This window comes from Selenomonas bovis DSM 23594, assembly GCF_000381005.1.
Lineage (GTDB): Bacteria > Bacillota > Negativicutes > Selenomonadales > Selenomonadaceae > Selenomonas_C > Selenomonas_C bovis.
In genome coordinates this window covers 25,312-51,902 of record NZ_KB908385.1, presented here as the reverse complement: position 1 = coordinate 51,902, position 26,591 = coordinate 25,312, and the positions used below count along the sequence as shown (strand labels likewise).

General features: G+C 58.7%; 19 protein-coding genes. 17 read left to right on the top strand and 2 right to left on the bottom strand.

Annotated elements, in window-relative coordinates; genetic code table 11:
• Window positions 1-15: 15 nt before the first annotated feature.
• The 15 genes from F599_RS0105085 (at window position 16) to F599_RS0105015 (ending at window position 21,830) form a co-directional block, all read left to right on the top strand.
• Window positions 16-1,671 (top strand): glutamine--tRNA ligase/YqeY domain fusion protein, encoded by a 1,656-nt coding sequence (locus tag F599_RS0105085; RefSeq protein WP_019542445.1) that lies wholly within the window; start codon window positions 16-18, stop codon window positions 1,669-1,671.
• Between the two features lie 28 nt (window positions 1,672-1,699).
• Window positions 1,700-2,008 carry a hypothetical protein gene (locus F599_RS0105080; protein WP_019542444.1) on the top strand — a complete coding sequence of 103 codons (309 nt, stop codon included), beginning with the start codon at window positions 1,700-1,702 and terminating at the stop codon, window positions 2,006-2,008.
• Window positions 2,009-2,246: 238 nt separating this feature from the next.
• On the top strand, window positions 2,247-3,527 hold the full coding sequence (locus F599_RS0105075; protein ID WP_019542443.1) for an ArsB/NhaD family transporter: 1,281 nt from the start codon (window positions 2,247-2,249) through the stop codon (window positions 3,525-3,527).
• A 22-nt stretch (window positions 3,528-3,549) separates the two neighbouring features.
• A complete protein-coding gene (gene recA, locus F599_RS0105070; RefSeq protein ID WP_019542442.1) occupies window positions 3,550-4,611 on the top strand; it encodes a recombinase RecA in 1,062 nt (353 codons plus the stop codon).
• Window positions 4,604-5,113, top strand: a complete 510-nt coding sequence (locus tag F599_RS0105065) for a regulatory protein RecX (RefSeq protein ID WP_020700500.1) — start codon at window positions 4,604-4,606, stop codon at window positions 5,111-5,113. Before recA ends, F599_RS0105065 begins: the two co-directional genes overlap by 8 nt.
• Before the next feature lie 10 nt (window positions 5,114-5,123).
• Complete coding sequence (locus F599_RS0105060) at window positions 5,124-5,615, top strand: DUF805 domain-containing protein (protein WP_019542440.1); 492 nt, start codon at window positions 5,124-5,126, stop codon at window positions 5,613-5,615.
• Between the two features lie 544 nt (window positions 5,616-6,159).
• Window positions 6,160-7,314 carry a glucose-1-phosphate adenylyltransferase gene (locus tag F599_RS0105055; protein ID WP_026327832.1) on the top strand — a complete coding sequence of 385 codons (1,155 nt, stop codon included), beginning with the start codon at window positions 6,160-6,162 and terminating at the stop codon, window positions 7,312-7,314.
• Between the two features lie 49 nt (window positions 7,315-7,363).
• Window positions 7,364-8,470: a glucose-1-phosphate adenylyltransferase subunit GlgD gene (gene glgD / locus F599_RS0105050; RefSeq protein ID WP_019542438.1), complete on the top strand. Its 1,107-nt coding sequence runs from the start codon at window positions 7,364-7,366 to the stop codon at window positions 8,468-8,470.
• 76 nt (window positions 8,471-8,546) lie between these two features.
• A complete protein-coding gene (locus F599_RS0105045; RefSeq protein WP_019542437.1) occupies window positions 8,547-11,012 on the top strand; it encodes a glycogen/starch/alpha-glucan phosphorylase in 2,466 nt (821 codons plus the stop codon).
• Between the two features lie 146 nt (window positions 11,013-11,158).
• Complete coding sequence (gene glgB, locus F599_RS0105040; RefSeq protein WP_019542436.1) at window positions 11,159-13,561, top strand: 1,4-alpha-glucan branching protein GlgB; 2,403 nt, start codon at window positions 11,159-11,161, stop codon at window positions 13,559-13,561.
• Window positions 13,562-13,575: 14 nt separating this feature from the next.
• On the top strand, window positions 13,576-15,012 hold the full coding sequence (gene glgA, locus F599_RS0105035; RefSeq protein WP_019542435.1) for a glycogen synthase GlgA: 1,437 nt from the start codon (window positions 13,576-13,578) through the stop codon (window positions 15,010-15,012).
• A 113-nt stretch (window positions 15,013-15,125) separates the two neighbouring features.
• Entirely contained in the window at window positions 15,126-18,584 is a 3,459-nt protein-coding gene (gene malQ / locus F599_RS0105030; protein WP_019542434.1) for a 4-alpha-glucanotransferase, read from the top strand.
• 170 nt (window positions 18,585-18,754) lie between these two features.
• Window positions 18,755-19,441, top strand: a complete 687-nt coding sequence (locus F599_RS0105025; RefSeq protein WP_019542433.1) for a DUF2225 domain-containing protein — start codon at window positions 18,755-18,757, stop codon at window positions 19,439-19,441.
• Between the two features lie 89 nt (window positions 19,442-19,530).
• Window positions 19,531-20,211 (top strand): hypothetical protein, encoded by a 681-nt coding sequence (locus tag F599_RS0105020; RefSeq protein ID WP_019542432.1) that lies wholly within the window; start codon window positions 19,531-19,533, stop codon window positions 20,209-20,211.
• A gap of 26 nt (window positions 20,212-20,237) precedes the next feature.
• Entirely contained in the window at window positions 20,238-21,830 is a 1,593-nt protein-coding gene (locus F599_RS0105015; protein ID WP_019542431.1) for a DUF4127 family protein, read from the top strand.
• A 106-nt stretch (window positions 21,831-21,936) separates the two neighbouring features.
• Here F599_RS0105015 and F599_RS0105010 read toward each other — a convergent pair whose 3' ends face one another.
• On the bottom strand, window positions 21,937-22,710 hold the full coding sequence (locus tag F599_RS0105010; RefSeq protein WP_019542430.1) for a DeoR/GlpR family DNA-binding transcription regulator: 774 nt from the start codon (window positions 22,708-22,710) through the stop codon (window positions 21,937-21,939).
• Window positions 22,711-22,856: 146 nt separating this feature from the next.
• Entirely contained in the window at window positions 22,857-23,948 is a 1,092-nt protein-coding gene (gene serC, locus F599_RS0105005) for a 3-phosphoserine/phosphohydroxythreonine transaminase (RefSeq protein WP_019542429.1), read from the bottom strand.
• A gap of 454 nt (window positions 23,949-24,402) precedes the next feature.
• Here serC and serA point away from each other — a divergent pair, with 454 nt between their 5' ends.
• The gene (gene serA, locus F599_RS0105000) at window positions 24,403-25,986 is read left to right on the top strand and encodes a phosphoglycerate dehydrogenase (protein WP_019542428.1); all 1,584 of its coding nucleotides are present in this window, start codon (window positions 24,403-24,405) and stop codon (window positions 25,984-25,986) included.
• Window positions 25,987-26,153: 167 nt separating this feature from the next.
• Window positions 26,154-26,513, top strand: a complete 360-nt coding sequence (locus F599_RS0104995) for a hypothetical protein (RefSeq protein WP_019542427.1) — start codon at window positions 26,154-26,156, stop codon at window positions 26,511-26,513.
• Window positions 26,514-26,591: the final 78 nt, after the last annotated feature.

Below are 26,591 nucleotides of genomic sequence, written 5' to 3'. Positions count from 1 at the left end.
GGGGTTATTGTCATCATGGTAAATTTCATACAGAATGCGATTGAGGAAGACCTGAAGAACGGGAAATACACGGAGGGCATCCATACGCGCTTCCCACCGGAGCCGAACGGGTACCTTCATGTGGGGCATGCAAAATCCATCTGCCTGAATTTCGGCTTGGCCGAAGCGAACGGCGGCCTTTGCAACCTGCGCTTTGACGACACGAACCCGACGAAGGAGGACACGGAGTACGTCGACTCCATCCAGGAGGACATCAAGTGGCTCGGCTTTTCCTGGGGAGATCGCAAGTTCTATGCCTCCGATTACTTCGACCAGCTCTACGCATTCGCGGAGAAGCTCATCGAGAAAGGTCTCGCCTACGTTGATGACCTCTCGGCCGAGGAGATCAAGGCCTACCGCGGCACGCTCACGGAGCCTGGAAAGGAAAGCCCGTACCGGAACCGCAGCGTCAGCGAAAACCTCGACCTCTTCTGCCGCATGAAGGCGGGCGAGTTCGCGGACGGCGAGAAGGTGCTGCGCGCGAAGATCGACATGGCCTCGCCGAACATGGTCATGCGCGACACGGTCATCTACCGCATCGCACATGCCCATCATCACCGCACGGGCGACAAATGGTGCATCTATCCGATGTACGATTTCGCGCATCCGCTCTCCGATGCCATCGAGGGCATCACGCACTCTGTCTGCACGCTGGAGTTCGAGGAACACCGTCCGTTCTACGACTGGCTGCTCGATGCGCTCGATTTCGATCCGATGACGCGCCCGCGCCAGATCGAGTTCGCGCGCCTGAATCTCACGAATACGGTCACGAGCAAACGCAAGCTGCGCCAACTCGTCGAGGAGGGCTATGTGCGCGGCTGGGACGATCCGCGCATGCCGACCATCTCCGGCCTGCGACGCCGCGGCTATACGCCGGCCGCCATCCGCAGCTTCTGCGAGGAGATCGGTGTCGCGAAGGCGAACAGCCTCGTCGATGTTGCGATGCTCGAGCACGCGGTGCGCGAGGACTTGAATGAGCACGCCGACCGCGTGATGGCCGTGTTGCATCCCCTGAAGGTCGTACTCACGAACTACCCTGAGGACAAGGAGGAGTGGCTGCGCGCGGACAACAATCCGATGCACGGCGGCGCGCGCTATGTGCCCTTCTCGCGCGTGCTCTACATCGAGCAGGAGGACTTCATGGAGGAGCCGCCGAAGAAGTTCTTCCGCCTCAAGCCGGGCGGCGAGGTGCGTCTCAAGCATGCCTACATCATCAAGTGCGAGGAAGTCGTCAAGGATGCGGATGGCAACATCACAGAGCTCCGCTGCACGGTAGATCCCGACTCCAAGACGGGTGGCAAGACGGCTGGCCGCAAGATCAAGGGCACGATCCACTGGGTGGCCGCAAAGACGGCACTTGACGCCGAGGTGCGTCTCTACGACTACCTCATCGAGACGGATGCGGACGGTAACGTGCCGAAGGACTTCATCGGGGCGCTCAATCAGCATTCGCTCGAAACCATCGAGCATGCGTTCGTCGAGCCGTCGCTCCTGCATACGGCGGCGGGGACGCACTACCAGTTCCTGCGCGAGGGCTACTTCGTCGTCGATCCCGATACGACGCCTGAGCACCTCGTGTTCAATCGCGTCGTCGGCCTGCGCGACAGCTGGGCCAAGGCGAAGAAAAAATAAGACAGGCGTCTCGGAAGGAGTGACAGCAATGCCAAAGATACCGAAGAATCTCACGGACAAGGATATGTTCCGGGACTGGGTGGAGGAAGAGACGATGGAGGACAAGTTCCTCCAGGCGGAGAAGGCCGCCGACGCGCGGCGGCGTGCGCAGGCCGGCATCGAGCCGCCCGCCGAGCTCGGGCGCGCGGGCTTCACGCCGAAGCTCACGGAGGATCTCGGCAAGGCGCTCACGGAGCTGAAGCTCCAGCTCGCCATGAAGGGCGTCACGAAGTTCACCTACAAGGTCAAAAAGGATGGGGAGACCATCCTTATCACACCGAAATATAAGGAAAAATAACGCTGAAAATGCGGCATTATGACACAGGACGCCAGGACGCCCTGCGGGAAAAGTCAAGGAACCGCTGATGAAATGAGGTGCTCCGGATTTACGTGGATGCGCTGTACTCTTCGGAGACAAACCGCAGGCGTAGCCGAAGCTACGCTGAGGATGGTCGAGGGCGAGAGGACAGTGCAGACGCGTGAAGACGGAGTGCCGAATGAATCAGTGGTTCCTCAAGGAATAGGAAGTGTAAGAGATGAGTACAACGACGATCGCCGTCATCATCTTTGTGGCGGCGTACGCGCTGATTATTTCGGAAAAAGTTCACCGGACGATTGTCGGCATCTTTGGCGCGATGCTCATGATCCTCTGCGGCGTCATCGACCAGCAGACAGCCATCGGCCATATCGACTTCAACACGCTCGGCCTGCTCATCGGCATGATGATCATCGTCAACATCACGAGTGAGACGGGGCTCTTCAATTTCCTCGCCATCTGGGCGGCGAAAAAGGTCAAGGCGCGTCCGATTGCGCTGCTCGTCGCGCTCTCGGCGCTCACGATGGTCTGCTCGGCCCTGCTCGACAACGTGACGACGGTGCTCCTCACCGTGCCCATCACGTTCAGCATCACGGCGCAGCTCAAGGTCGATGTCAAGCCGTACCTCATATCGCAGATCCTCGCCTCGAACATCGGCGGCACGGCAACGCTCATCGGCGATCCGCCGAACATCATGATCGGCAGCGCGGTCGGCCTGAACTTCATGGACTTCGTCTGGAACCTCACGGGACTCTGCATCTTCATCTTCATCGTCGTCGAAGCGCTGCTCATCGCCATCTACGGGAAGGCGCTCAAGACGCAGCCGGAACTGCAGGAGAAGGTCATGCGCCTCAACGAGCGGAGCCAGATCGCGAATCCCGCGCTGCTCAAGAAATGCCTGTTCGTCATCGCTGTCACGATCTCGATGTTCGTGCTACACGGTACGCTCGGCCTGCAGACGGCGACGGCTGCGCTCTCTGGCGCGGGACTGCTGCTGCTCATCACCTACACGCGCAACGAGTCGATGATCGCGAAGGTCCTCTCGAAGGTCGAGTGGCTGGCCATCTTCTTCTTCGCGGGTCTCTTCGTGCTCGTCGGCGCGCTCGTCGAGACAGGTGTCATCAAGATGCTCGCCGTCGAGGCGATCAAGCTCACGAACGGCAGCGTCAACGCGACGGCCATGCTCATCCTCTGGATGAGCGCCTTCGCCTCCGCGTTCATAGACAACATCCCGTTCGTCGCGACGCTCATCCCGCTCATCAAGGATATGGGCCAGCTCGGTCTCACGAACCTCGACCCGATGTGGTGGAGCCTCGCACTCGGCGCCTGCCTCGGCGGCAACGGCACGCTCATCGGCGCGAGCGCGAACGTCGTCGTTGCCTCGATGGCGGCGCAGCGCGGCAAGCAGATTTCCTTCCTCGGCTTCATGAAGATCGCGTTTCCCGTCATGGTGCTCACGGTCGCGATTTCGAGCGTCTACGTATACATCCGTTATCTCTGATAGGATAGAAAGAGAGTGAAATATGGACAGAAATGAAGCATTGGACAATGCGCTGAAGAAAATTGAAAAAGACTTCGGCAAGGGTGCCATCATGCGCCTCGGCGACGCCAAGGCGAACATGAATATCGAGGTCATACCGACGGGCATCCTGCCGCTCGATGTCGCGCTCGGCGTCGGCGGCGTTCCGCGCGGCCGCATCATTGAAATCTACGGCCCGGAGTCGTCCGGCAAGACGACCGTCACGCTGCACATGATCGCGGAGGCACAGAAGAACGGCGGCATCGCGGCCTTCATCGATGCGGAGCACGCGCTCGATCCCGTCTACGCGCAGAAGCTCGGCGTCGACATCGACAACCTGCTGATCTCACAGCCGGACAGCGGCGAACAGGCGCTCGACATCGTCGACGCGCTCGTGCGCAGCAGCGCCATCGATATCGTCGTCGTCGACTCCGTTGCGGCGCTCGTGCCGAAGGCGGAGATCGAGGGTGAGATGGGCGACAGCCACGTCGGCCTCCACGCGCGCCTCATGAGCCAGGCCATGCGCAAGCTCACGGGCATCATCAGCAAGACGCGCACCGTCGTTGTCTTCATCAACCAGATCCGCGAGAAGGTCGGCGTCATGTTCGGCAGCCCCGAAACGACGACGGGCGGCCGCGCGCTCAAGTTCTACTCCTCTGTACGCCTCGACGTGCGCAAGATCGACACGCTCAAGCAGGGGCAGGAGATCATCGGCAATCGCGCGCGCATCAAGGTCGTCAAGAACAAGGTCGCGCCGCCGTTCAAGCAGGCGGAGTTTGACATCATGTACGGCGAGGGCGTCTCGAAACTCTCGAGTATCATTGATATGGGCGTCGAGCTCGAGATCGTCGACAAGAGCGGCGCCTGGTTCTCCTACGACGGCAACCGTCTCGGACAGGGCAAGGAGAACGCGAAGCAGTCCCTCAAGGACAATCCGCAGCTCGCGGAAGAGATCGAGGGCAAGATCCGCGCGAAGCTCATCGAGAGCCAGCAGCCGGCGGAAGATGCGACGGGGCAGCAACAGGAAAAGGCGCAGGCATCAGCCGCTGTGACACATGATGAGTGAAATGCTGCCGGGTGAGCAGGCGGCGGAAGCAAAGACCGCGAGGAAGCCTCGCGCGAAAAAGACCGCGCTCATGTATGCCGTCGACCTCCTCGCACGCCAGGAGCATAGCAGCGCGAAGCTGCGGGAAAAGCTCCTGCGCAAGGGCTACGCAGAGGAGGAGACAGAGGCCGCCATTGCGCGCCTCGTCGAGAAGCACTACCTAAACGACGCGGACGCCTGTGCGCGCCAGTTCGCCTATCTCTACAACGAGAGCCGCAGCTCCGTGCGGCAGATTGTCATGAAGCTCCTGCAGCGCGGCTTTCCGAGCGAACTCGTCAAGGCCTGCGTGCCCGCGGATACCTACGAGCGGGAGAAAGCGGCGGCACTGCGCGTGCTCGCGCTCAAGTATAAACGCAGTGCTGAGCCGCGCAAGATGATGGCGAACCTCTATCAGAAAGGCTTTGTGAGCGCGGTCTGCCGCGCGGCCGTCGAGGAATACGCCGAAGCTGAGGGCTTTGCATAAAGGAGAACCTATGGCACTTTACAATATCACGCGCAGTGACATCACGATGGAGAACATCCGCCGGGGATTTTTCAGCTGCGAGGGCAGGCTGAACCGCAGGCGCTATATTGAGCGCTTCCTTGCGGTCTCTGTCATCTGCCTCATCCTCGCGCTCTTCGTCTATTCTATTGTTTTCTACGCGACGGGCGACAAGACCGCGGCGGCAGGTATCACGTCCTCCGTCTCCGTGCTCGAGACGGTCGCCGTCTACACGCTCGTCGTGCGGCGTCTGCACGATCTCGGCTATGGCAAGACCATCGGTGTCGTCTATCTCGTCTACGGTTTGGGGCAGAGCGTTGCCGGCCGCTTCCTCGAGGGACTCGAGCCTGACAGCGCGCCGGTCGTCGCCTATGAGCTCGTCTGCCTTGCTGCGATGGTTTTCCAAATCTGTCTCATGGCTCTGCGGGGCGTGCAGGGGGACAACCAGTACGGAAAAGATCCTTTGGCGCATACCGTCGCCTGAGAGGAATCATCCCGCCGTGCAGCCGAAGCAATTCGGCTGCACGGCGGGATTTTTGTCGATATGGAGTCATGTTGTCGCACGGGAACGGCGGGATGTCGGCGATGATTCCCTCAGAAGCGGCGCTGCGTCTCTGCGCCAGGCTTTCTATGCCTTCTATTTAATTTTCGTATATTTTTGCGAAGACGATAATTTTTTATAGAAAATAAGAAGGAAATTTTCGGTCATTGTAGAAATATAAAAACATAAAGGGAAATGCAGAGACATTTTCAGGATGGCATGTATCATCTGTTGGGGTGGTTCTGAGAGGCCGCGGGATGGTATCTTTCTTCGTGATTTTTGCAATTGACAGAAAATTACGAGATGATGCAGCGATGGATGTAACAGAATGTGAACGAATGTAGCTGGATTTGATAATATTTGCAAAGATGTGTGTACTTTTCACGCATCATCTGCTTTGATAGTGTCAAAGATGTCCATGTTCGTAAAGGTGCAGAAAACGATGTGCCGCAGCACATTGCTTTTGATACCATGGGGGGTAATTGTTATGAGAAAGACTGAATGCTTGGCAATGATTTTGGCGGGCGGCCAGGGAAGCCGTCTGGGAGCGCTGACGAAGAACATCGCGAAGCCAGCGGTGCCGTTCGGCGGCAAGTATCGCATCATCGACTTCCCGCTCAGCAACTGCGCGAACTCCGGCATCGACAAGGTCGGCGTGCTCACACAGTACCGCCCGCTGGAACTGCATAACTACCTGGCCTCCGGCAGTTCGTGGGATCTCGACACAAAAGACGGCGGCATCTTCATCCTGCCGCCATACGCGCGCGACAAGGGCGCGGATTGGTACCGCGGCACGGCGGACGCGATCTATCAGAACCTCAACTTCATCGATCTCGCGGATCCAGAGTATGTGCTCATCCTCTCGGGCGACCACATCTATACGATGGATTACTCCTGGATGCTCGAGGCACACAAGAAGAACAAGGCCGAGGCGACCATCGGCGTCATCGAGGTGCCGTGGGAGGAAGCGCCCCGCTTCGGCATCATGAATACGGATGAAGAGGGCCGCATCGAGGAATTCGAGGAGAAACCAGCACAGCCGAAGAGCAATCTCGCGTCGATGGGCATCTATATCTTCAACAAGGCATTCCTCGAGAAATACCTCATCGAGGATGCGAAGGATGAGACGTCGAGTCATGACTTCGGCAAGAACATCATCCCGAAGATGCTCGCGGACAAGGCGCGCCTCTACTCCTACGCTTTCGAGGGCTACTGGAAGGATGTCGGCACGATCGAGAGCCTCTGGCAGGCCAATATGGATCTCTTGCAGGATGAGCCGCCGTTCGAGCTCAACGGCGAGTGGAAAATCTATTCGTCGAACGCCTCGATGCCGCCGCATTATGTCGGTCCGGACGCCAAGATCAAGAACTCGATGGTCAGCGAGGGGTCGATGGTGCTCGGCGAGGTGGAAAACTCCGTGATCTTCCCCGGCGTGCGCATCGGCAAGGGCGCAAAGGTCAAGAACTCCGTCATCATGCCCTATACGACAGTTGGGGAGAACGCCGTTGTCGACTACGCCATCGTAGCGCAGAATTGCGAGATCGCGGCGGAGGCGCGCGTCGAGGGCGCGAAGGGAGCCATCACGGTGGTCGCGGAGGGCGAGTCCGTCCAGTCGGAAGCCGGTTCCAAGCAAGCGGGCTGAGCAAGCCGCGTCGGCTGTGAGGATGAGATTTCTAAGTGGGGTGACGACATTGAAAACGGTCATGGGAATTGTCGATCTTCAGGAGAAGAAAAGCCTGATCCGCGAGCTCGCGGATCAAAGAGCGGTCGAGTCGATTCCTTTCGCGGGGCGGTACCGCCTTATAGATTTTGCGCTTTCGAGCATGGTGAATTCCGGCGTACGGAACGTCGGCATCATGCTTCCGGACGAGCCGCGTTCCGTGCTCGACCATCTGCGCTCGGGCAAGGACTGGGATCTCGCCCGCCGTCACGAGGGGCTGTTCTACCTCCCGTATGCGAAGGACGACGAGGATCAGCGCAAGGGGGATCTCAAGAATTTCTACCACAACCTCGACTACATCGAGCACAGCAAGGAGCGCTACGTGCTGCTCGCGCGCGGCAGTTTCGTCTACAATATGGACTTTAATCCCGTCCTGCGCTTCCACCAGAACACGGGGGCGGACATCACGATGGTCTATCATACGGCGGCAGAGGAGTCCATCGGCAAGAACGTCGTGCTTGAGACAGCGGACAATGGGCTCGTAGAGGATATTTCCGAAAAGCCTGCCGTCTACGACGGCTCGAAGGTCTCGCTCTCGATCTACCTCATGGAGAAAAAGGTTTTCGTCGAGATGGTGCGCTATACCTACGAGCACGGCGGGCAGGATCTCCTCATGGACGGCATCATCCGCCGTGCGAACGAGTATACGATCTACGCTTATGAACATGATGGCTATGTCGCGCACATCGACTCTACGGCGGCCTACTACAAGGCAAATATGGACATCCTGCAGCCGGAGGTCTGGGAGGAACTCTTCATGGGCGAGAACTCCATTTACACGAAGGTCAAGGATGAGGTACCCGTGCAGTACAAGGAGACGGCGGAGGTCAGGAACTCGCTCGTAGCGAACGGCTGTATCATCCGCGGCGAGGTGGAGAACAGCATTCTTTTCCGCGGCGTGACCGTCGGCAAGGACGTGAAGATCAAGAACTCCATCATCATGCAGAAAGGCGACATCCAGGATGGCTCGCTCGTCGAGAATGTAATTTGTGACAAAAATGTTACCATTTCTAAGGATAAATGGCTCAAAGGAGCGCCGAATTACCCTTTGATTGTGACGAAAAACGTGGTAATCTAAAGACATGGGCCGCTGGGAGGTATGGCTCCTGGCGGTCTTCTACGTTTTTTGTATCAGCAAGTGGGGAGTGTTTCATTTGGCAAGGGAGAAAAAGGACGTTCGCAAGGATAGAGAGTATGAGGCGCTCAAGGAGTCGCTCCGCCGCCGTTTCATCAATGCCGCGCATGTGATGTGGGGGCGGGAGATCAACGAGCTCACCAAGAACGAAGTCTACCAGACCGTGGCTGCGACAGCGAAGCAGTTCATTACGGAGAATTGGATCAAGACGAATAGTGCGTATATGGAGCGGGGAGAAAAGCAGGTCTACTATTTCTCCATCGAGTTCCTGCTCGGCCGCCTGCTGAAGTCAAACCTCATGAACCTCGGCATCCAGGATGCCGTGGAGGATGTGCTCGCAGGCCTCAAGATCGACCTGAGTGAGACGTATGAGGAGGAGCCGGATGCTGGACTCGGCAACGGCGGACTCGGCCGCCTCGCGGCCTGCTTCATCGACTCTATGGCGGCGCACCGCCTGCCGGGACATGGCTGCAGCATCCGCTACCAGTACGGCCTCTTCGAGCAGAAGATCGTCGACGGCAACCAGGTTGAGATCCCTGATAACTGGCTCAAGAATGGTTTCGCCTGGGAGTATCGCAAGCCGGATAAGGCCATCGACGTCAAGTTCAACGGCAACGCCTACATGAAGAAGATGGACGATGGCTCGCTTCAAGTCGTCTATGAGGATCCGCTCACAGTCATGGCTGTGCCCTACGATGTGCCGATCGTCGGCTATCATAACAGTACGGTCAACACGTTGCGCCTCTGGAACGCGGAGGTCAATCGTGATTTCTCCGATTACGGCATGCTCACAAAGGAGCAGCGCAAGAAGAAGAGCGAGTACCGTGAGTTCGTCGAGTCCATCACGCAGTTCCTCTATCCGGACGACAGCACCTACGACGGGCGCCGCATGCGTCTTATCCAGGAGTACTTCCTCGTCTCCGCCGGTGTGCAGAGCATCGTGCGCCATTACAAGAAGGCGGGGCTCAACATCCACGATTTCGCGAAGAAGATCGCCATCCACATCAACGATACCCATCCGGCGCTCTGTGTCGCAGAGCTCATGCGCATCCTCGTCGATGAGGAGGGGCTCGAGTGGAACGAGGCGTGGGCCATCACGAAGAACACGATGGCGTACACGAACCACACGATCATGCCGGAGGCTCTTGAGAAGTGGCCGGTCGAGATGTTCAAGACGCTGCTGCCGCGTATCTACATGATTGTCGACGAAATCAACCGCCGCTGGCTCATCGATGTGCGCGAGCGCTATCCGGAGAACGAGGGCAAGGTGCATGCGCTCTCCATCATCCAGGATGATATGGTTCATATGGCGCGCCTCGCCATCGTCGGCAGCCACAGTGTCAACGGCGTCGCAAAGATCCATACGGACATCCTGAAGTCGACGACTCTGCATGATTTCTATGAGTACAATCCACGCCTCTTCAACAACAAGACGAACGGCATCACGCACCGTCGCTGGCTCATGGGCGCGAACCCGGAACTCTCGGCGCTCATCGACAAGACGATCGGCAGCCACCGTTGGCACCGCCATCCGGAGCAGATGGATATCCTGAACGATATGGTAGATAACAAGCCGTTCCTCGCGGAATTAGAAAAAATCAAGAAAATCCGCAAGACGGCGCTCGCCGCTTATATCGAGAAGCACAACGGCATTCGCGTGGATCCCGATACGATTTTCGATATCCAGGTCAAGCGCATCCATTCCTACAAGCGCCAGCTCATGAATATCCTGCACATCATGTACCAGTACCACAGGCTCAAGACGGACAAGACGTTCACGATGCTGCCAACGACGTATTTCTTCGGCGGCAAGGCGGCACCCGGTTATTTCATCGCGAAGGAGACGATCCGTCTCATCAACGCCGTCGCGGCGAAGGTCAACGCCGATCCAGAGACGAATAAGACGCTCAAGGTCGTATTCATCGAGAATTTCGGTGTTTCCATCGGCGAGCTCGTCTATCCGGCGGCCGATGTCTCTGAGCAGATCTCGACGGCATCGAAGGAGGCCTCGGGCACGGGCAATATGAAGTTCATGATGAACGGCGCGATCACGCTTGGCACACTCGACGGCGCGAATGTCGAGATTCGCGAGGCGGTTGGCGGCGATGCGAACTGCGTGATTTTCGGGCTCAAGGCGGAGGAGGTCCTGAACTACTACGCGACGGGCACCTACTCTGCGTGGGATGAGTACAATACCGACCCGGATGTGCACTTCGTGGTCGATCAGCTTACAGACGGTACTTACGGTGACTTCCACTCGCTCTTCGACTATCTTGTACATGAAAATGATGAGTTCTTCATCCTTAAGGATTTTCGAGCGTATGCGAAGGCGCATGAGGAGGTCTATCGCCGCTATAAGGATCGTTATCACTGGCTCAGGAGCTCGGCTGTTAACATCGCGAATTCCGGCGGGTTCTCCTCCGATCGCACGATTGAAGAATACGCGAAGGAGATCTGGCAGGTCAAGCCGGTCGTCATCGGCTGAGCCGCCAAAGGAGATGTACCGCGCGGGATACCTGCGCGGCAAGGGAGCCGCTGGCTGTCGGTATCGCCGAGGCTGACGGCTCTTGGGTATGATGATATGACAGATGAATGTTCCGTTGTCTGGGGACGGAAGCAGGGGGGAGTCCTATGAAGACATCAGATTTGAGTGAGTTCGACCTGTATCTTTTTCATCAGGGAACGAACTATCACGCTTATGAGATGCTCGGCGCGCATTTCATGACGCAGGACGGCAAGGATGGTGTGCGCTTCGCCGTATGGGCACCGCACGCGAAATCCGTGAGCGTCGTCGGCGATTTCAACGAGTGGGACACGCGCCGCCATCCGATGCAGCGCATCGGCGACGGCGAGATTTGGGAGGTCTTCATCGAGGGACTGCAGGAGGGCGACATTTACAAGTACGCCATTGAGCCACAGTGGGGCGGTCCGCACATCATGAAGGCGGATCCCTACGGGTTCTACGCGGAGAAAAAGCCGAACACGGCGTCGCGTCTCTACGACCTCAACCATTACGCGTGGCAGGATGGAGCCTGGCAGGAAGAAAAAAAGACGGAGTCCAGCTACGAGCGACCGATGCTCACTTATGAGGTGCACGCGGGCTCGTGGCGGCGGACGCTCGACGGCGAGTATCTCTCTTACCGCGATCTCGCGGATCAGCTCGTTGACTATGTCAAGCAGATGCACTACACGCACATCGAGTTCATGCCGCTCTGCGAGCATCCCTTCGACGGCTCGTGGGGCTATCAGGCGACGGGCTACTACGCGGTGACGAGCCGCTACGGCACGCCGGACGATTTCCGCTACCTCGTCGACAAGGCGCATGCGGCGGGCATCGGCGTCATCATGGACTGGGTGCCGGGGCATTTCTGCAAGGATGAGCAGGGCCTGCGCCATTTCGACGGCATGACGCTCTACGAGTCGGATAACGAGCAGCGTGCGGAGAACTGGGAGTGGGGCACGACGAACTTCGACTACGGCCGCACGGAAGTGCAGAGCTTCCTCATCTCGAACGCGCTCTTCTGGTTCGAGGAGTTCCATATCGACGGGCTGCGCATCGACGCCGTGGCGAACATGCTCTACCTCAACTACGGCCGCAAGGACGGCGAGTGGACGCCGAACAAATACGGCGAGACGGGCAACCTCGAGGCGATGGACTTCATCAAGAAGCTCAACGAGACGGTGTTCAAGTATCATCCGCAGGCGCTCATGATCGCGGAGGAGTCGACGGCCTGGCCGCTGATCTCCCGCCCCGTCTACATGGGCGGCATGGGCTTCAACTACAAGTGGAACATGGGCTGGATGAACGATATGCTCAAGTACATGAGCCTCGATCCCATCTACCGCAAGTGGAACCACGACAAGGTCACGTTCTCGTTCATGTACGCGTTCAGCGAGAACTTCGTGCTGCCGCTCTCGCATGACGAGGTCGTGCACGGCAAATGCTCGCTCATCGGCAAGATGCCGGGCGACTACTGGCAGAAGTTCGCGAACCTGCGCGCCTTTTTCGGTTACTGGATGGCGCATCCGGGCAAGAAGCTGCTCTTCATGGGCGGCGAGTTCGGGCAGTTCATCGAGTGGAAGTACGACGACAGCCTCGACTGGCACCTCGTGCAGAAATACCCGATGCATACGAAGATGCTCGAGTACAGCCGCGCGCTCAACAAGTTCTACTGCGAGAACAAGGCGCTCTGGCAGGTCGATTTCGATTGGAACGGCTTCCAGTGGATTGATCCCGATGACAATGAGAACAGCGTCATCTCCTTCATCCGCAAGGCGGAGGATGGCGACGACTTCCTCATCGCCGTCTGCAACTTCACGCCGGAGGTGCGTCATGGCTACCGTATCGGCGTGCCGAAGAAGGGCGTCTACTACGAGGTGTTCAACAGTGACGACGAGGCCTATGGCGGCAGCGGCGTGAAGAACGGCGATCTCGCGAGTGAGGACGTGCCATGGCACAATCGCTCGCAGTCCATCGCACTCACGGTGCCGCCGCTCGCGACCGTCTACCTGCGCCTGCGCGGCACGGCCGCCGCGGGCCGTGGGGGTGCATCTGTCCCTGAGGAGGTCGAGGCCAAGGGCGAGAGCAAGGAGGCATCCGAGGCAAAAACGGTTGCCGCCGCGGCAAAGCCCAAGCGCCGCACTGCCGCCAAGACGACAAAGTCCGCCAAGGCGACGAGAACTGTCAAGACAGCCAAGAGCGCTAAGACGACCGCGAAAACGGCCAAGAAACGGGCGGTGACAAAGTCTGCCAAGCCGGTAGCAGAGGAAAAGACCGCCGGTGCTGCTGTCGCAAAAAAGGCAGCAGCAAAAGATACAGAGAAAAAAACGCGCACGCGTACGACGCACAAGAAGGCAGCTGACGCAGGGGAAACGGCAGCGAAAAAGCCTCTCGTGAAGCGCACGCGCGCAGCGTCGAAAAAGATGGCGGACAAAGCGGAAAAGAGTGAGCAAACAGAAGCAACAGAGACTGCCCGCAAGCGCACGACGCGGACGACAAGGAGGAACACGGCAGCTCAGGCCGCGAATGAGTGAGGAGGATGTGTGAGATGAAGATTCTTTATGTTGCAGCAGAGGCTGTGCCGTTTGCCAAGACGGGGGGACTGGCAGATGTTGCAGGCTCCTTGCCGAAGGCACTCAAGGCCGATGGCGTGGATGTGCGGGTCATCATGCCGAAGTTCGGCAAGATTCCCGAGGCGTACAGGAACGCGATGGAGCACGTCTATGACGGCGAGCTCCCCGTGGCCTGGCGCAAGAAATACGTCGGCCTTGACAAGTACGAGCTCGACGGCGTGACGTATTACTTCGTCGACAACGAGGAATATTTCAATCGCGAAGGGTTTTACGGCTACGACGACGACGCGGAGCGTTTCTCCTTCTTCAGCCGCGCGGTGCTCGACCTCTTGCCAGAGATGGATTTCTGGCCGGATGTCATCCATACGAATGACTGGCACGCGGGACTCGTGAATGTGTTTCTCAAGCTCGAGCATATGGGGGATGCGCGCTACGAGCGCATCAAGACCGTCTACACCATCCACAATCTCAAGTATCAGGGCGTCTTTCCGAAGGATGTCATGCCTGATGTGCTCGGCCTCGATTGGAAGTATTTCAACAACGGCGATCTCGAGTTCTACGATGCCGTGAACTTCATGAAGGGCGGCATCATCTATGCCGATGCTGTTACGACGGTATCGAAGACATACGCGAAGGAGATCCAGTATCCGTATTTCGGCGAGCATCTCGATGGCCTGCTGCGGAGCCGCGAGCAGGATCTCTCGGGCATCGTGAACGGCATCGACTATGACGTCTACAATCCGCGCACGGACAAGTACATCTTTGAGACGTATGACGAGGGGAGTCTCGATCGCAAGCTCGACAACAAGACGGAACTGCAGAAGTCGCTCGGCCTGCCCGAGCGCCGCAAGGTGCCTCTCATCGCCATCGTCTCGCGTCTCGTCGAGCCGAAGGGCATGGACCTCGTCGTGCGCATGATGGATGAGATTCTCCAGCATGAGGACATCCAGCTCGTCGTGCTCGGCACCGGTGAGAAGCGCTATGAGGACTGGTTCAAGGGCCTCGCATGGCGCTATCCGAAGAAGGTCTCTGTCAACATCTATTTCTCCAACGAGCTTGCGCAGCGCATCTACGCAGGTGCGGACATCTTCCTCATGCCGTCGAACTACGAGCCGTGCGGTATCGGCCAGCTCATCGCGCTGCGCTATGGTACGATTCCTGTCGTGCGCCAGACGGGCGGCCTCAAGGATACCGTCCAGCAGTACAACAAGTATACGCAGGAGGGCAATGGGTTCGTTTTCGATAACTACAATGCCCATGAGATGATGTACGCGCTCAAGCGGGCGCTGAGCTTCTACGGCAACTATGAGATCTGGCACAAGATCCAGCTCAACGCCGTACAGTCTGATTTCAGCTGGAAGCGTTCGGCAAAAGAATACGAAGCACTCTATAAAAGACTGACCGCAAAGTAAAAAGTTGCCAGGTCAGAAGGCCCGGCACTTGTTGCCGGGCTTTCTTCATGGAAGTTCATGATCTGCACCAGGATACGAAGGAAGAAATTCATTCCAGACAAGGGGAGAGAGCCATGATTGAGAGAGAGCAGGCAGAGCATAATTCCCAGAATATCTATTACCGTTCCACCATCGGGGCTGTCGAGGCCGGCAGCATCCTGCAGCTGGGGCTGAGACTCAAGACGCGCGAGGACATCCGCCAGGTGCTGCTGCGCCTCTGGCAGGAGGGGAAGGGCGAAAAGCTCTACCCGCTCACGACGGACGCCGATATGGAGGCGGAGGAGAAGTTCTACAAGACCAAGGTTCCCATGCCGGAGACGGGCTGCCTGCTCTGGTATTACTTCATCATCGTGACCTCGACGGGCACGCAGTTTTATGGGAACAATCAGGAACAGCTCGGCGGCGAGGGCGCGCTCTACGATCAGGCACCGCCGTCTTTTCAGATCACCGTCTACGATAAGGGTGCGAAGACCCCGGACTGGTTCAAGCACGCCGTCATGTACCAGATCTTCCCCGACCGTTTCTGCCGGGTAGGCGATAAGCTCATCGAGAAGCGCGGCGCGGTCTACCATGCCTCCTGGCAGGACGATCCATGCTACTACAAGGACCCAGATACAAAGGAAATCGTCGCCTATGATTTCTTCGGCGGTAACCTCCGGGGCATCGAGTCGAAGCTGCCATATCTCAAGGAACTCGGCATCAACACCATCTATCTCAACCCGGTCTTCGAGTCTGAGAGCAACCACCACTACGATACAGGCGATTATCTGAAGATCGACCCGATCCTCGGCACGAACGAGGATTTCCGCCATCTTGTCGATACGGCAAAGAAGCAGGGTATGCACATCCTGCTCGACGGCGTGTTCAGTCATACGGGCAGCAACAGCCGCTATTTCAACCGGCAGGGACAGTACGATACGGTCGGCGCCTACCAGTCGAAGGACTCGCCGTACTACGAGTGGTATAACTTCCGCAACTTTCCGAACGACTACGAGTGCTGGTGGAATTTCAACACCCTCCCCGATGTTACGGAGACGACACCTTCCTACATGGACTTCATCATCCACAGCGAGGACAGCGTGCTCCACCACTGGATGCGCGAGGGCATCAGCGGCTGGCGCCTCGACGTCATCGACGAATTGCCCGCGTCCTTCTCGCAGGCGTTCTACAAGGAGCTCAAGGCGACGGATCCCGACGCCGTGATGATCGGCGAGGTCTGGGAGGACGCCTCGCACAAGGTCGCCTATGGGCAGCAGCGCGAGTACCTCTGCGGCCACGAGATGGATTCTGCGATGAACTACCCGCTGCGCAAGCATCTCTTTGACTTCCTCATGGGCTACATCGACGGCGGCCTCGCTATGCGCCGCATGGAGAGCCTGCGCGAGAACTATCCGAAGGAAAACTTCTACGCGATGATGAACCTCATCGGCAGTCACGATGTCGTGCGCGCGCTCACGTTCCTCGGCGAGGCACCGTTCTACGACGGCATGCCGGCCGTCGAGCAGTCGCGCTACCACATGGATGACGACCACTATAATCTCGGTACGGCGCGCCTCTTGATGGCCGTGCTTTTCCAGATGACGTATCCTGGCGTTCCCTCCGTCTACTACGGCGACGAGATTGCGATGCAGGGCTTCAAGGATCCCTACAACCGCCGCCCCTACAACTGGGAGCACGGCGATACCTATGTGCAGTCGCGGTACCGCCGCTATATCAAGGAGCGCAACGAGCATACAGCGCTCCAGACGGGCGAGCTCCTGCCGCTCTATGGCGACGGCGATCTCCTCGCGTTCGCGCGCCTCATCCGCAGCGGTCATGACGTCTTCGGGGCGAAGGCGGAAAACGATGCCTACATCGCGATTTTCAATCGCCACCGCAGCGAGGAAAGGACCGTGACGCTCGATGTCGGCGACTTCGCGGAGGGCGCCTTCGTCGACGCGTTCCATCCCGAGCGCCGCTACGATGTCGTGCGCGGGCAGGTCACGGTGACAGTGAAGCCGCTGCACGGCATGCTGCTGCGCGAGCAGGTCGAGTCGCAGCGCTACGAGCGCGCGGCGGGCGTGCTCCTGCATCCGACTTCCCTGCCGACGAAATACGGCATCGGCGACCTCGGCAAGGAGGCCTATGCGTTCCTCGATTTCCTCGCGGAGGCGGGGCAGAAGGTCTGGCAGATCCTGCCGCTCGGCCCCGTGGACTTTGGCTACTCGCCCTATCAGTCGCCGTCGGCCTTCGCGGGCAACCCGATGCTCATCGACCTCGACGACCTCGTGGAGAAGGGTTGGCTCCAGGCCGCGGAGACGAAGGTGCTCTACCAGGGCGGCGGCTCGTTCGTCGACTTCACGCGCGTCTGGACGTTCAAGCACAAGTGCCTGAAGAAATCGTACGCGCGTTTCCTCAAGGCGGGCGGTGAGGAACTGCCGGAATACCAGGCGTTCTGCGCGCGAGAGGCGGCGTGGCTCGACGACTATGCGCTCTTCGTCGCGGCGAAGGCCGATTTCAAGCATGAGGATTGGACGAAATGGCCAGAGGCCGTGAAGCGCAGGGAGCCGAAGGCCCTCGAAGAACTCGCGGCGCGTCTCGAGGAGCATGTGGGCTTTGCGAAATACATGCAGTTCCTCTTCGACGCGCAGTGGCAGCGTCTTCACGACTACGCGGCCAAGAAGGGCATCCGCATCCTCGGCGACATGCCGATCTTCCTCTCGCAGGACAGCGCCGATGTCTGGGCGCATCAGCCGCTCTTCGACCTCAACATCGACGGCACGCCCAAGACGGTCGCGGGCGTACCGCCCGACTACTTCAGCGCGACGGGCCAGCTCTGGGGCAACCCGCAGTACAACTGGCAGGCGATGAAGGACGAGGGCTACGGCTGGTGGATTGCGCGCTTCCGCAAGCTCTTCTCGCTCGTCGACATCGTGCGCATCGACCACTTCCGCGGCTTCGAAGCGTTCTGGGAGATCGACGGCAAGGCGAAGACCGCCGTCAACGGCCGCTGGGTAAAAGGGCCGGGCAAGGAGCTCTTTGATGCCGTGCGCGCTGCGGTCGGCGACCTGCCCATCGTGGCGGAGGACCTCGGCATCATCACCGACGAGGTCGAGAAGCTGCGCGACGACTGCGGTTTCCCGGGCATGAAGGTGCTTCACTTCACGCTCTTCCTCAATGACAAGGGACGCATTGGCTTTGTCGCGCCGGAGAACAGCGTCATCTACACGGGCACGCACGATAACAACACGACGGTCGGCTGGTTCACGAAGGACATCAACGAGCCGACGCAGGCAGCCGTCGCGCAGCTTATCGGCGCGGACAAGGAAAACCCGCAGGACGTCACGAAGAAGCTCATCCGCTTCGCCTACGCGTCGCGCGCGCGCCTGGCCATCGTGCCGATGCAGGATCTGCTCGGCCTCGACAGCCGCGCACGAATGAATACGCCGGGCACCATCGGTCTCAACTGGAAGTGGTGCCTGAAGCCGGACTACCTCATGGCGCTCGACGCGAAGGCGCTTCGTGCGCTCGCGGAGGAGTATGGGCGCTATTGACGGCGGCGTGGCATACGGTCCGAGACATACGTCACCGAGAACCATGTGCTCTGTGCGATGGCTCATAGGTCATCAGCGCAAGGGGAAGGAGCTGTGCGAGCGCACGGCTCTTTTCTTTTTAAGGAATCTATGATACGATAATGGAACATCTAGGGAAGGAGCATGCATGCATGGGGGAATATACATTTGTCGTTGATAAGCCATGTCCGATCTGCGGTGAAACAACTCGCGTCATCAAGCTGAAATCGCGGATCATCGCGGAGAAGACGGACGAGGATTTCTGCGTTCACTATAAGGGCATCAATCCCTACTATTATCATATCTGGTTCTGCGAGCACTGCGGCTTCGCGGCGGACGAGAAGCATTTCCTCACGCCGCTCCCCGCGCGCAATAAGCAGAAGATCCGCGAGTTCCTGAGCAAGCGTCAACTCGCGCTCGAGTTCACACCGGTGCGCGGCGTGCCGGAGGCCGTCGCCTCCTATAAGCTCGCCATCTACTATGCGGAGCTCATCGACGCTTCGCTCGCGCACCGAGCGGGGCTCTACCTGCATCTCGGCTGGGTCTATCGCTCGGCAGGAGACGAGGCGCATGAGCAGGAAGCGATGCGGCATGCGGCGGAGCTCTATGACCAGTCCATCATGAAAGAGCACTACCCGCAGGGCGCGATGACGGACAACATGGTCATCTATCTCATCGGTGCCATCTATTATCGGCTCGGTGAGATGGAGAAGGCGACGCAATATCTCTCCCGTATCATCGGCGACCAGAATCTGCGCGTCATGGATCCGAAAATCTACGACCATGCGCGCGATCTCTGGCAGGAGATCCGTGAGAAAAAAGACGCAGCGGAGGCTTGAGGCACGCGGCAGTCTCTCATCGGTGCGAGACCCGGCGGGACGACACGGGGCACACGATCTGCATGCTTTCATAAGGAGGAGGTAGCTTTATGGATATGCCGGCAAGCTGGCAGCAGGCGCTCGCGAAAATCGACATCGCGAAGGTCGAACAGGCTGTCAAGGACTACGGACCGGCCATCCAGGTGGTACGCGATACCTGGGACCGTGCGACACTCGAGGAAATCGCGGATGGAAAGCTCTTCGTCTCGGATGAGATGATGAACGATGCCATCGCGAAGTCGCTCGCGGACGCAGGCGACACGGCGCCTGTCAAGGGGCTCAGGCTCCAGTCGCTCGCGAACGGCCGTCTGAAGATCACGGCGGACACGCGCAAGGTAGGCCCTGTCGAGCTTACAGGCACCATCGAGGACTTCGTGCACGATGGGGATAAGTCCTATATGAAATTCCGCGTGCGAGAGAAGAATATCCCGCAGCACGGGCTCATGAGCTGGGTCTTTTCGCGCATCTCACTCTCGATGGCAGAGCGCATGGTCGGCCATCTCGAGATGCCGGAGGATCTGCCTGTGAAGATCAAGCATAATACAATCTTCGTCGATTACAGCGACGTTCTCGCGGCCTCGCGTCTCGGCCAGACCGAGGTGCGAGGCCATCGCCTGCTCGATATGGTAGAGATCAAGAGCGCGACGCCGCAGGAGGGGGGGATCCTCTTCGAGACGCGGCTCGATGTGCCGGACGATGTAAAGGCATCGCTGCTTGAACTTGTGAAGTGATACGAGAGAAACGGAGGGAGGTACCTATGAAACGATGGCTCAGATGTCTCTGCGTGCTGCTCTGCGTGCTGTTCGCCGCGGTGCCCAGCGCGGACGCGCGCCACAAGGAGAAAGCGCCGGATAAAATCATCTTCATCCCGCACGACAACCGGCCGATTTCTGATAAGCAGACGGCGGCCGCCGTCGAGAAGCTCGGCTACGATGTGGTTGTACCGCCGGACGAGCTGCTCGGCAGCCGTCAGAATCTTGGTCATCCAGACGAGCTCTGGCAGTGGCTCGATGAGAACGCCAAGGATGCTAGAGCGGCCGTCATCTCATCGGACGCCATGCTCTACGGCAGTCTCGTCGGCTCGCGCAAGCACGAGTACACGGAGGAGCAGATCCTCGCGCGCGCAGAGAGGTTCGCGGTGTTCCGCAAGGAGAATCCGAAGCTCTCGCTCTACGTCTTCGGCTCTATCATGCGTACGCCGCGTTCCGGCGAGGCCTCGGGCCACGAAGAGCCAGGCTACTATCGGAACTACGGCGCAGATATCTTCCGCTATACTGTGCTCAAGGACAAGAGCGAGGTCGAGGGTCTCACGCGTCGCGAGAAGAAGGAATACGCGTTCCTCGAGAAGCTCATCCCGCAGAAATCCCTCGCGGATTGGCTGGGGCGCCGCGCGAAGAATTTCGACGCGAACAAGCGTCTCATCGACCTCACGCGCGCAAATGATTTTAACTATTTCGTGCTCGGCCGTGACGACAATGCGCCGTACTCGCAGACACATCTCGAGAGCCGTCACCTTGCAGACTATGGCAAGGATCTCGGCAAGACGCGCTATCAGGCCATGGCAGGCATCGATGAGATCGGCATGCTGCTTCTGACGCGTGCCGTCAATGACATCGAGCGCCAGGTGCCGTTCGTCTTCGTGCGCTATAACTGGGGACGCGGCGGCGCGACCGTCCCATCCTACTCCGACGAGCCCATCAGTGCGTCCATCGCCGATGCCGTCGCCGCGGCGGGCGGCATGGCGGTCGATGCACCTGCTAAGGCTGACTTCGTGCTGATGGTCAACACGAATCCGAATGGCAAGACGTATGAGGCGAATGACCGCGCGAACGACGGAACGGCGCGCGAGGGCACGAAGTTCATGGCGAGCATCGTCGAGGATTATGTGAACGCGGGCTATCCCGTCGGCGTCGCGGATATCGCCTACGCGAACGGCGCCGACAATGCGCTCATGCAGGAGCTTAAATCGCGCGGACTGCTCTTCAAGCTCCGTGCCTACGCGGGTTGGAACACGGCGACGAACAGCACGGGCTTCGTGCTCGGCGAGGGTATGCTCACGCATCGCATGAAAGATGACGCCATCGATGATCTCCTGCTCACGCGCTATCTCGATGACTGGGCCTATCAGGCCAACGTGCGCAACGTCCTCGCGCGCCAGCTCGCCTGGCTGCGCGGGGAGGGCGTCTACGGCAGTCTCGACAGCAAGCGCGAGGCAGTCGAGAGCCGTGCGCGGCGCTTCCTGATCCGCTTCGCAGAGGAGAATCTGCCGCCGCTTGACGGTCTCGCGGATCTTACGGTATCGTTCCCGTGGAACCGCATGTTCGAGGCGGATATCACGCTGGGGAAATAACAATACAAGGGAGCACCCAAGGTATCAGTGCTTCCATAAGAAACGCAGCTGCGGACATCTCCGCAGCTGCGTTTTTATTTATGATGATGTCTTGCTTTTGCTAGTGTTATGACTCCGTGTGAGTCCTTGGGGACGCGGGGGCCATCTCAATCTGTACCCCATGCTGCTCGAGTTGCTTGAGCGTGCTGCAGTGCGGCCGTTCATCCGTATAAATGCAGTCTATCTTATCGAGTGGGAACTCCTGCACGAGACTCTTGCGCTCGAGCGTGGCTGCCTCGGCAAGCAGGATGATCTTGTCGGCGCTTTCCGCCATGGCGCGGATGGCCTCCGCCCGCATGAGGTCCGCAGACATGGAGCCCTGCTCACCGAAGCCATCCGAGCTGACGAAAATCTTGTCGGCACTGAACTGGGAGGCGCATGCCCTGACGAGCGGCCCGACGAGCACCTGCGCATCATTCTGGTAGTCGCCGCCGAGCAGGATGACATGTGTCTTCGGGTATTTGCGGATAAAATCAGCTAGGAACGCGGAGTTCGTGATGATGGTCACATCGTTCTTATGGATTGCGAGCTCTTCGGCCAGTAAAGTGCAGCAGGCACCAGAACTCAGCATGACAGTCTCACCATTTTTGACGGACTCTGCCGCACGAACCGCAATCCGTCGTTTTCGTTCATAATTGAAAGACAGTTGATGCAAGGCTTTGTTTGAAACACTCATGACAGCGTATCCATGCTCCCGATGAAGCAGCCCCTTCTGCTCCAAGGCGGTGAGGTCTTTGCGGATTGTGACCTCTGAGACATTCAGCGCTTCCGCGAGATCCGTCACAGAAACCTTCTGTTTGCGGTTGACGATATCGAGTAATTTTGTCTGTCTTATATGCATGATATAATCACCCTTTCCTGCATATAACTAACATTATTATACAAAAAAAGGCGCAAATAAACAAGGAAAGAGCGGTCTCTGTGGAGAAACTCTTTCCTTGTTCTGGACTGCTTTCTATTTTTAGGAAAATAGTCGTTTTATGACCATCAGGCGTGCGTTTTCTGGAAATCTTCCATGAAGGATGCGAGCTGGTCGACGCCCTCATAGGTCATCGCATTGTAGATGGAGGCGCGCATGCCGCCGACGCTGCGGTGGCCCTTGACGCCGCCGAGACCCTGCGCGAGCGCCTCGGCCACAAACGTTTTTTCAAGCTCTTCACTCGGCAGCCTGAATGTTACGTTCATAAACGAACGGCTTTCTTTTTCCGCATGGCCGCGATAGAAACCGTTCGAGGCATCGATGACGCCATAGAGGCGGTCGGCCTTTTTCTTGTTGCGCTTCGCCATCTCCGCGAGACCGCCCTCGGACTTGATCCAGGCAGCGACCTTGCCGACCATGTAGATGTTGAAGGCCGGCGGTGTGTTGTAGAGGGAATCCTTCTTGAAGAAGGTCTCGTACTTGAACATCGTCGGCAGCTTTTCCGGGCTCTTCTCGAGGAAGGATTTCTTCGCGACGACGAGCGTCACGCCCGCGGGGCCGAGGTTCTTCTGCACGCCGGCATAGATGAAATCGAATTTCGAGAAGTCGATGGGACGCGAGAGCATGTCGCTCGACATGTCAGCGAAGAGGGGCACGCCCTTCGTGTCCGGGATGTAGTGGTACTCCGTGCCGTAGATGGTGTTGTTGTAGCAGAGGTGGACGTAGGCGGCGTTCTCATCGATTTTGAGCTCGTCCTGCGTCGGGATGTGGCGGTAGCCGCCCTCCTTGCTCGAGGCGACGATCTCGCCGACGCCGAGATGCTCGGCCTCCTTGTAAGCCTTTTCGGCAAAGCTGCCGGAGAGGACGTAGCTGCCCGGATGCTCCTTGGAAGCGAAGTTCAGCGGGAGAAAGGCGAACTGCGTGCTCGCACCGCCCGTCATGAAGAGGACCTCGTAGTCATCGCCGAGCCCCATGAGTTCCTTGATGTCAGCCTTGGCCTCCGCCTGCATGGCGGCATACTCCTTCGCACGGTGGCTGATCTCGAGGATGGACATGCCGCTGCCGCGGAAATTGAGGAACTCCGCCTGCGCCTCTTTGAGCACGGGCAGGGGCAGCGTCGCAGGCCCCGGGTTGAAGTTGTAGATACGATTTGCTTCCAAGGGAAAAACCTCCTCAGTATGAATAGAGATGGAGCGGAGACACGGTGGAATCTCCGGCTGTCAGTTTGTTCTATTCTAGCGCGAAAGAATGGGAAAAGCAAGCATTCAGACAAAAGATGTTTTTTTCATGCGCACACTTGACGGCTCAAAACGGATGACATATAATAAATGTATTCAAGATACACAGCAAAAGCGCGATGCAGAGGAAACGTCTGGAAACGTCTCAAGAGAGTCGGCGGCAGGTGCGAGCCGATGGCGCGACCAGATCGTTCCGCCTTGAAGCGGTCGGCGAGGAGCCGGACGGGACCGCCCGTTACAGCGGAGATGAGTTGCATTGTTGCATGTAAACTGGGTGGTACCGTGAAGCGAAGCTTCGCCCCAATGGGGCGGGGCTTTTTTTGATAAGACGCCGCGCGGCGCCTCCCGCAATGTCCACCAAAGGAGAGATTTGACAATGAAGGTTTTAGCAGCTGATGGTATTTCCCCGAAAGGCATCGAGCTCCTGCAGAAGGAGTTCGAGGTGGTCGTCAAGGACAAGCTCCCCGCCGAGGAGCTGCTCGAAATCATCCCGCAGTTCGATGCCATCATGGTGCGCTCTGCCTCCAAGGTGACGAAGGAGGTCATTGACCGCGCGACGAACCTCAAGATCATCGGCCGCGCCGGTGTCGGCGTCGACAACATCGATATCCCCGCCGCGACGGCGCGCGGCATCATCGTCATCAACTCTCCGGGCGGCAATACAATCGCGGCGACGGAGCACACGATGGCCATGATGCTCGCGATGTCCCGCAACATCCCCATCGCGAACGAGACGATGCAGAAGGGCGAGTGGAACCGCAAGAAATATGTCGGCGTCGAGCTGCGCGGCAAGACGCTCGGCGTCATCGGCATGGGCCGCATCGGCTCGGGCGTCGCGAAGCGCGCGCTCGCGTTCGAGATGAACGTGCTCGCCTACGATCCCTACATCAACGAGGAGCGCGCGCAGGCGCTCGGTGTCAAGGTCGCGACGTTTGACGAGGTCATCGAAAACGCCGACTTCATCACGGTGCACATGCCGCTCACGCCGGATACGAAGGGCATGATCGGCATGGAGCAGATGAAGAAGATGAAAAAGGGCGTGCGCCTCGTGAACTGCGCGCGCGGCGGCATCATCGTCGAGGAGGATCTCGCGGAGGCCGTGAAGCAGGGCATCGTCGCGGGCGCGGCCATCGACGTCTACACGAAGGAGCCGGTCACGAAGGATCATCCGCTTGTCGGCGTACCGGGCATTGTGCTCACGCCGCATCTCGGCGCCTCGACGGTCGAGGCGCAGATCGGCGTCTCCGTCGACGTCGCGAAGGGCATCCTCGCGGCGCTCCACGGCGAGCCGGTCGCGACGGCCGTCAACATGGCGCCGGTCTCGCCGGAGGTCATGAAGGTCATCTCGCCGTACCTCAACCTCGCGGAGCGTCTTGGCTGCACGGTCACCTCGCTCGCCGCAGGCCCCGTCGACAGCGTCGAGGTCAAATACCAAGGCGACATCACGGAGGTCAATACGAACCTCGTCACGACGGCCGCCATCAAGGGCATGCTCAACCCCGTCATGGAGGGCGAGGTCAACTACGTCAACGCGCCGAGCCTCGCGAAGGAGCGCGGCATCAAAGTCTCCGAGAAAAAGGAAAAGGACGCGGGCAGCTTCGCCAATCTCATCACCGTCACGGCGAAGTCCGGCGATACGGAAGTCGCCGTCGCGGGCACGCTCTTCGGCGATGAGGGACGCATCGTGACCATCAACGACTTCCGCGTCGACGTCGACCCGCACGCGCGCATCCTCGTCATGCCGCACATCAACCGCCCGGGCGTCATCGGCACGATTGGCTCCATCATGGGCAATTCCCATATCAACATCTCCGGTATGCAGGTCGGCGGCACGAAGGATCAGGAGACGAATCTCATGGTGCTCACAATCGACGACGACATCCCCGAGAAAGTCCTCGCCTCCATCAAGGCGCTCGACGGCATCTTCGACGCAAAGCTCGTCAACTTCTACGCCGTTTGAGAAAGGCTCCTATATTAAATAGGTAGAAAACAGCAAATATCATCCAGATAATGTCAAAGGGCTGCCGTGCATCGGCAGCCCTTTACATGTATACAGAATAATCTTTGCAATTTTTCTCTGCCTGCCATATAATAGTCCTCAAACGGAAAACGCAGGGAGGAAACATCATGCAGGGAGAGGAAATGCGCGCTGAGCGCGTGCGGATCATCGCGCTGAGCAGGACGCGCCAGCTCATCGAGGCGGCGGCGAGGACGCCGGAGGCGTACAAGCGGGAGACAGCGGAGTACGCGCGCGCAATGTACGAGATTCTCGATGCACTGCCGAGCGAGCGCCTCGCCTCGCAGGTCGCAGCGCTCGCTGAGAGCTACGGAGCTTTCGGCATGGCGGAGGACGCCTATATCGCCGACTCCCTCATGAATATCGCCCTTTCACTCTATCAGGACGAATGCGGAGAACAGACCATCTGCGAGAGCGGCTGGGATCGCCTCGTCGAGGATTATTTCCGCAGGGACACGGCGAGTGCCTGAGGTTTTGTTTCACTTCCTTATCGCACGCCGCGCAGTCAACATGACTGTGCGGCGTCTTTGTTTTGGGCGGTCAGTATA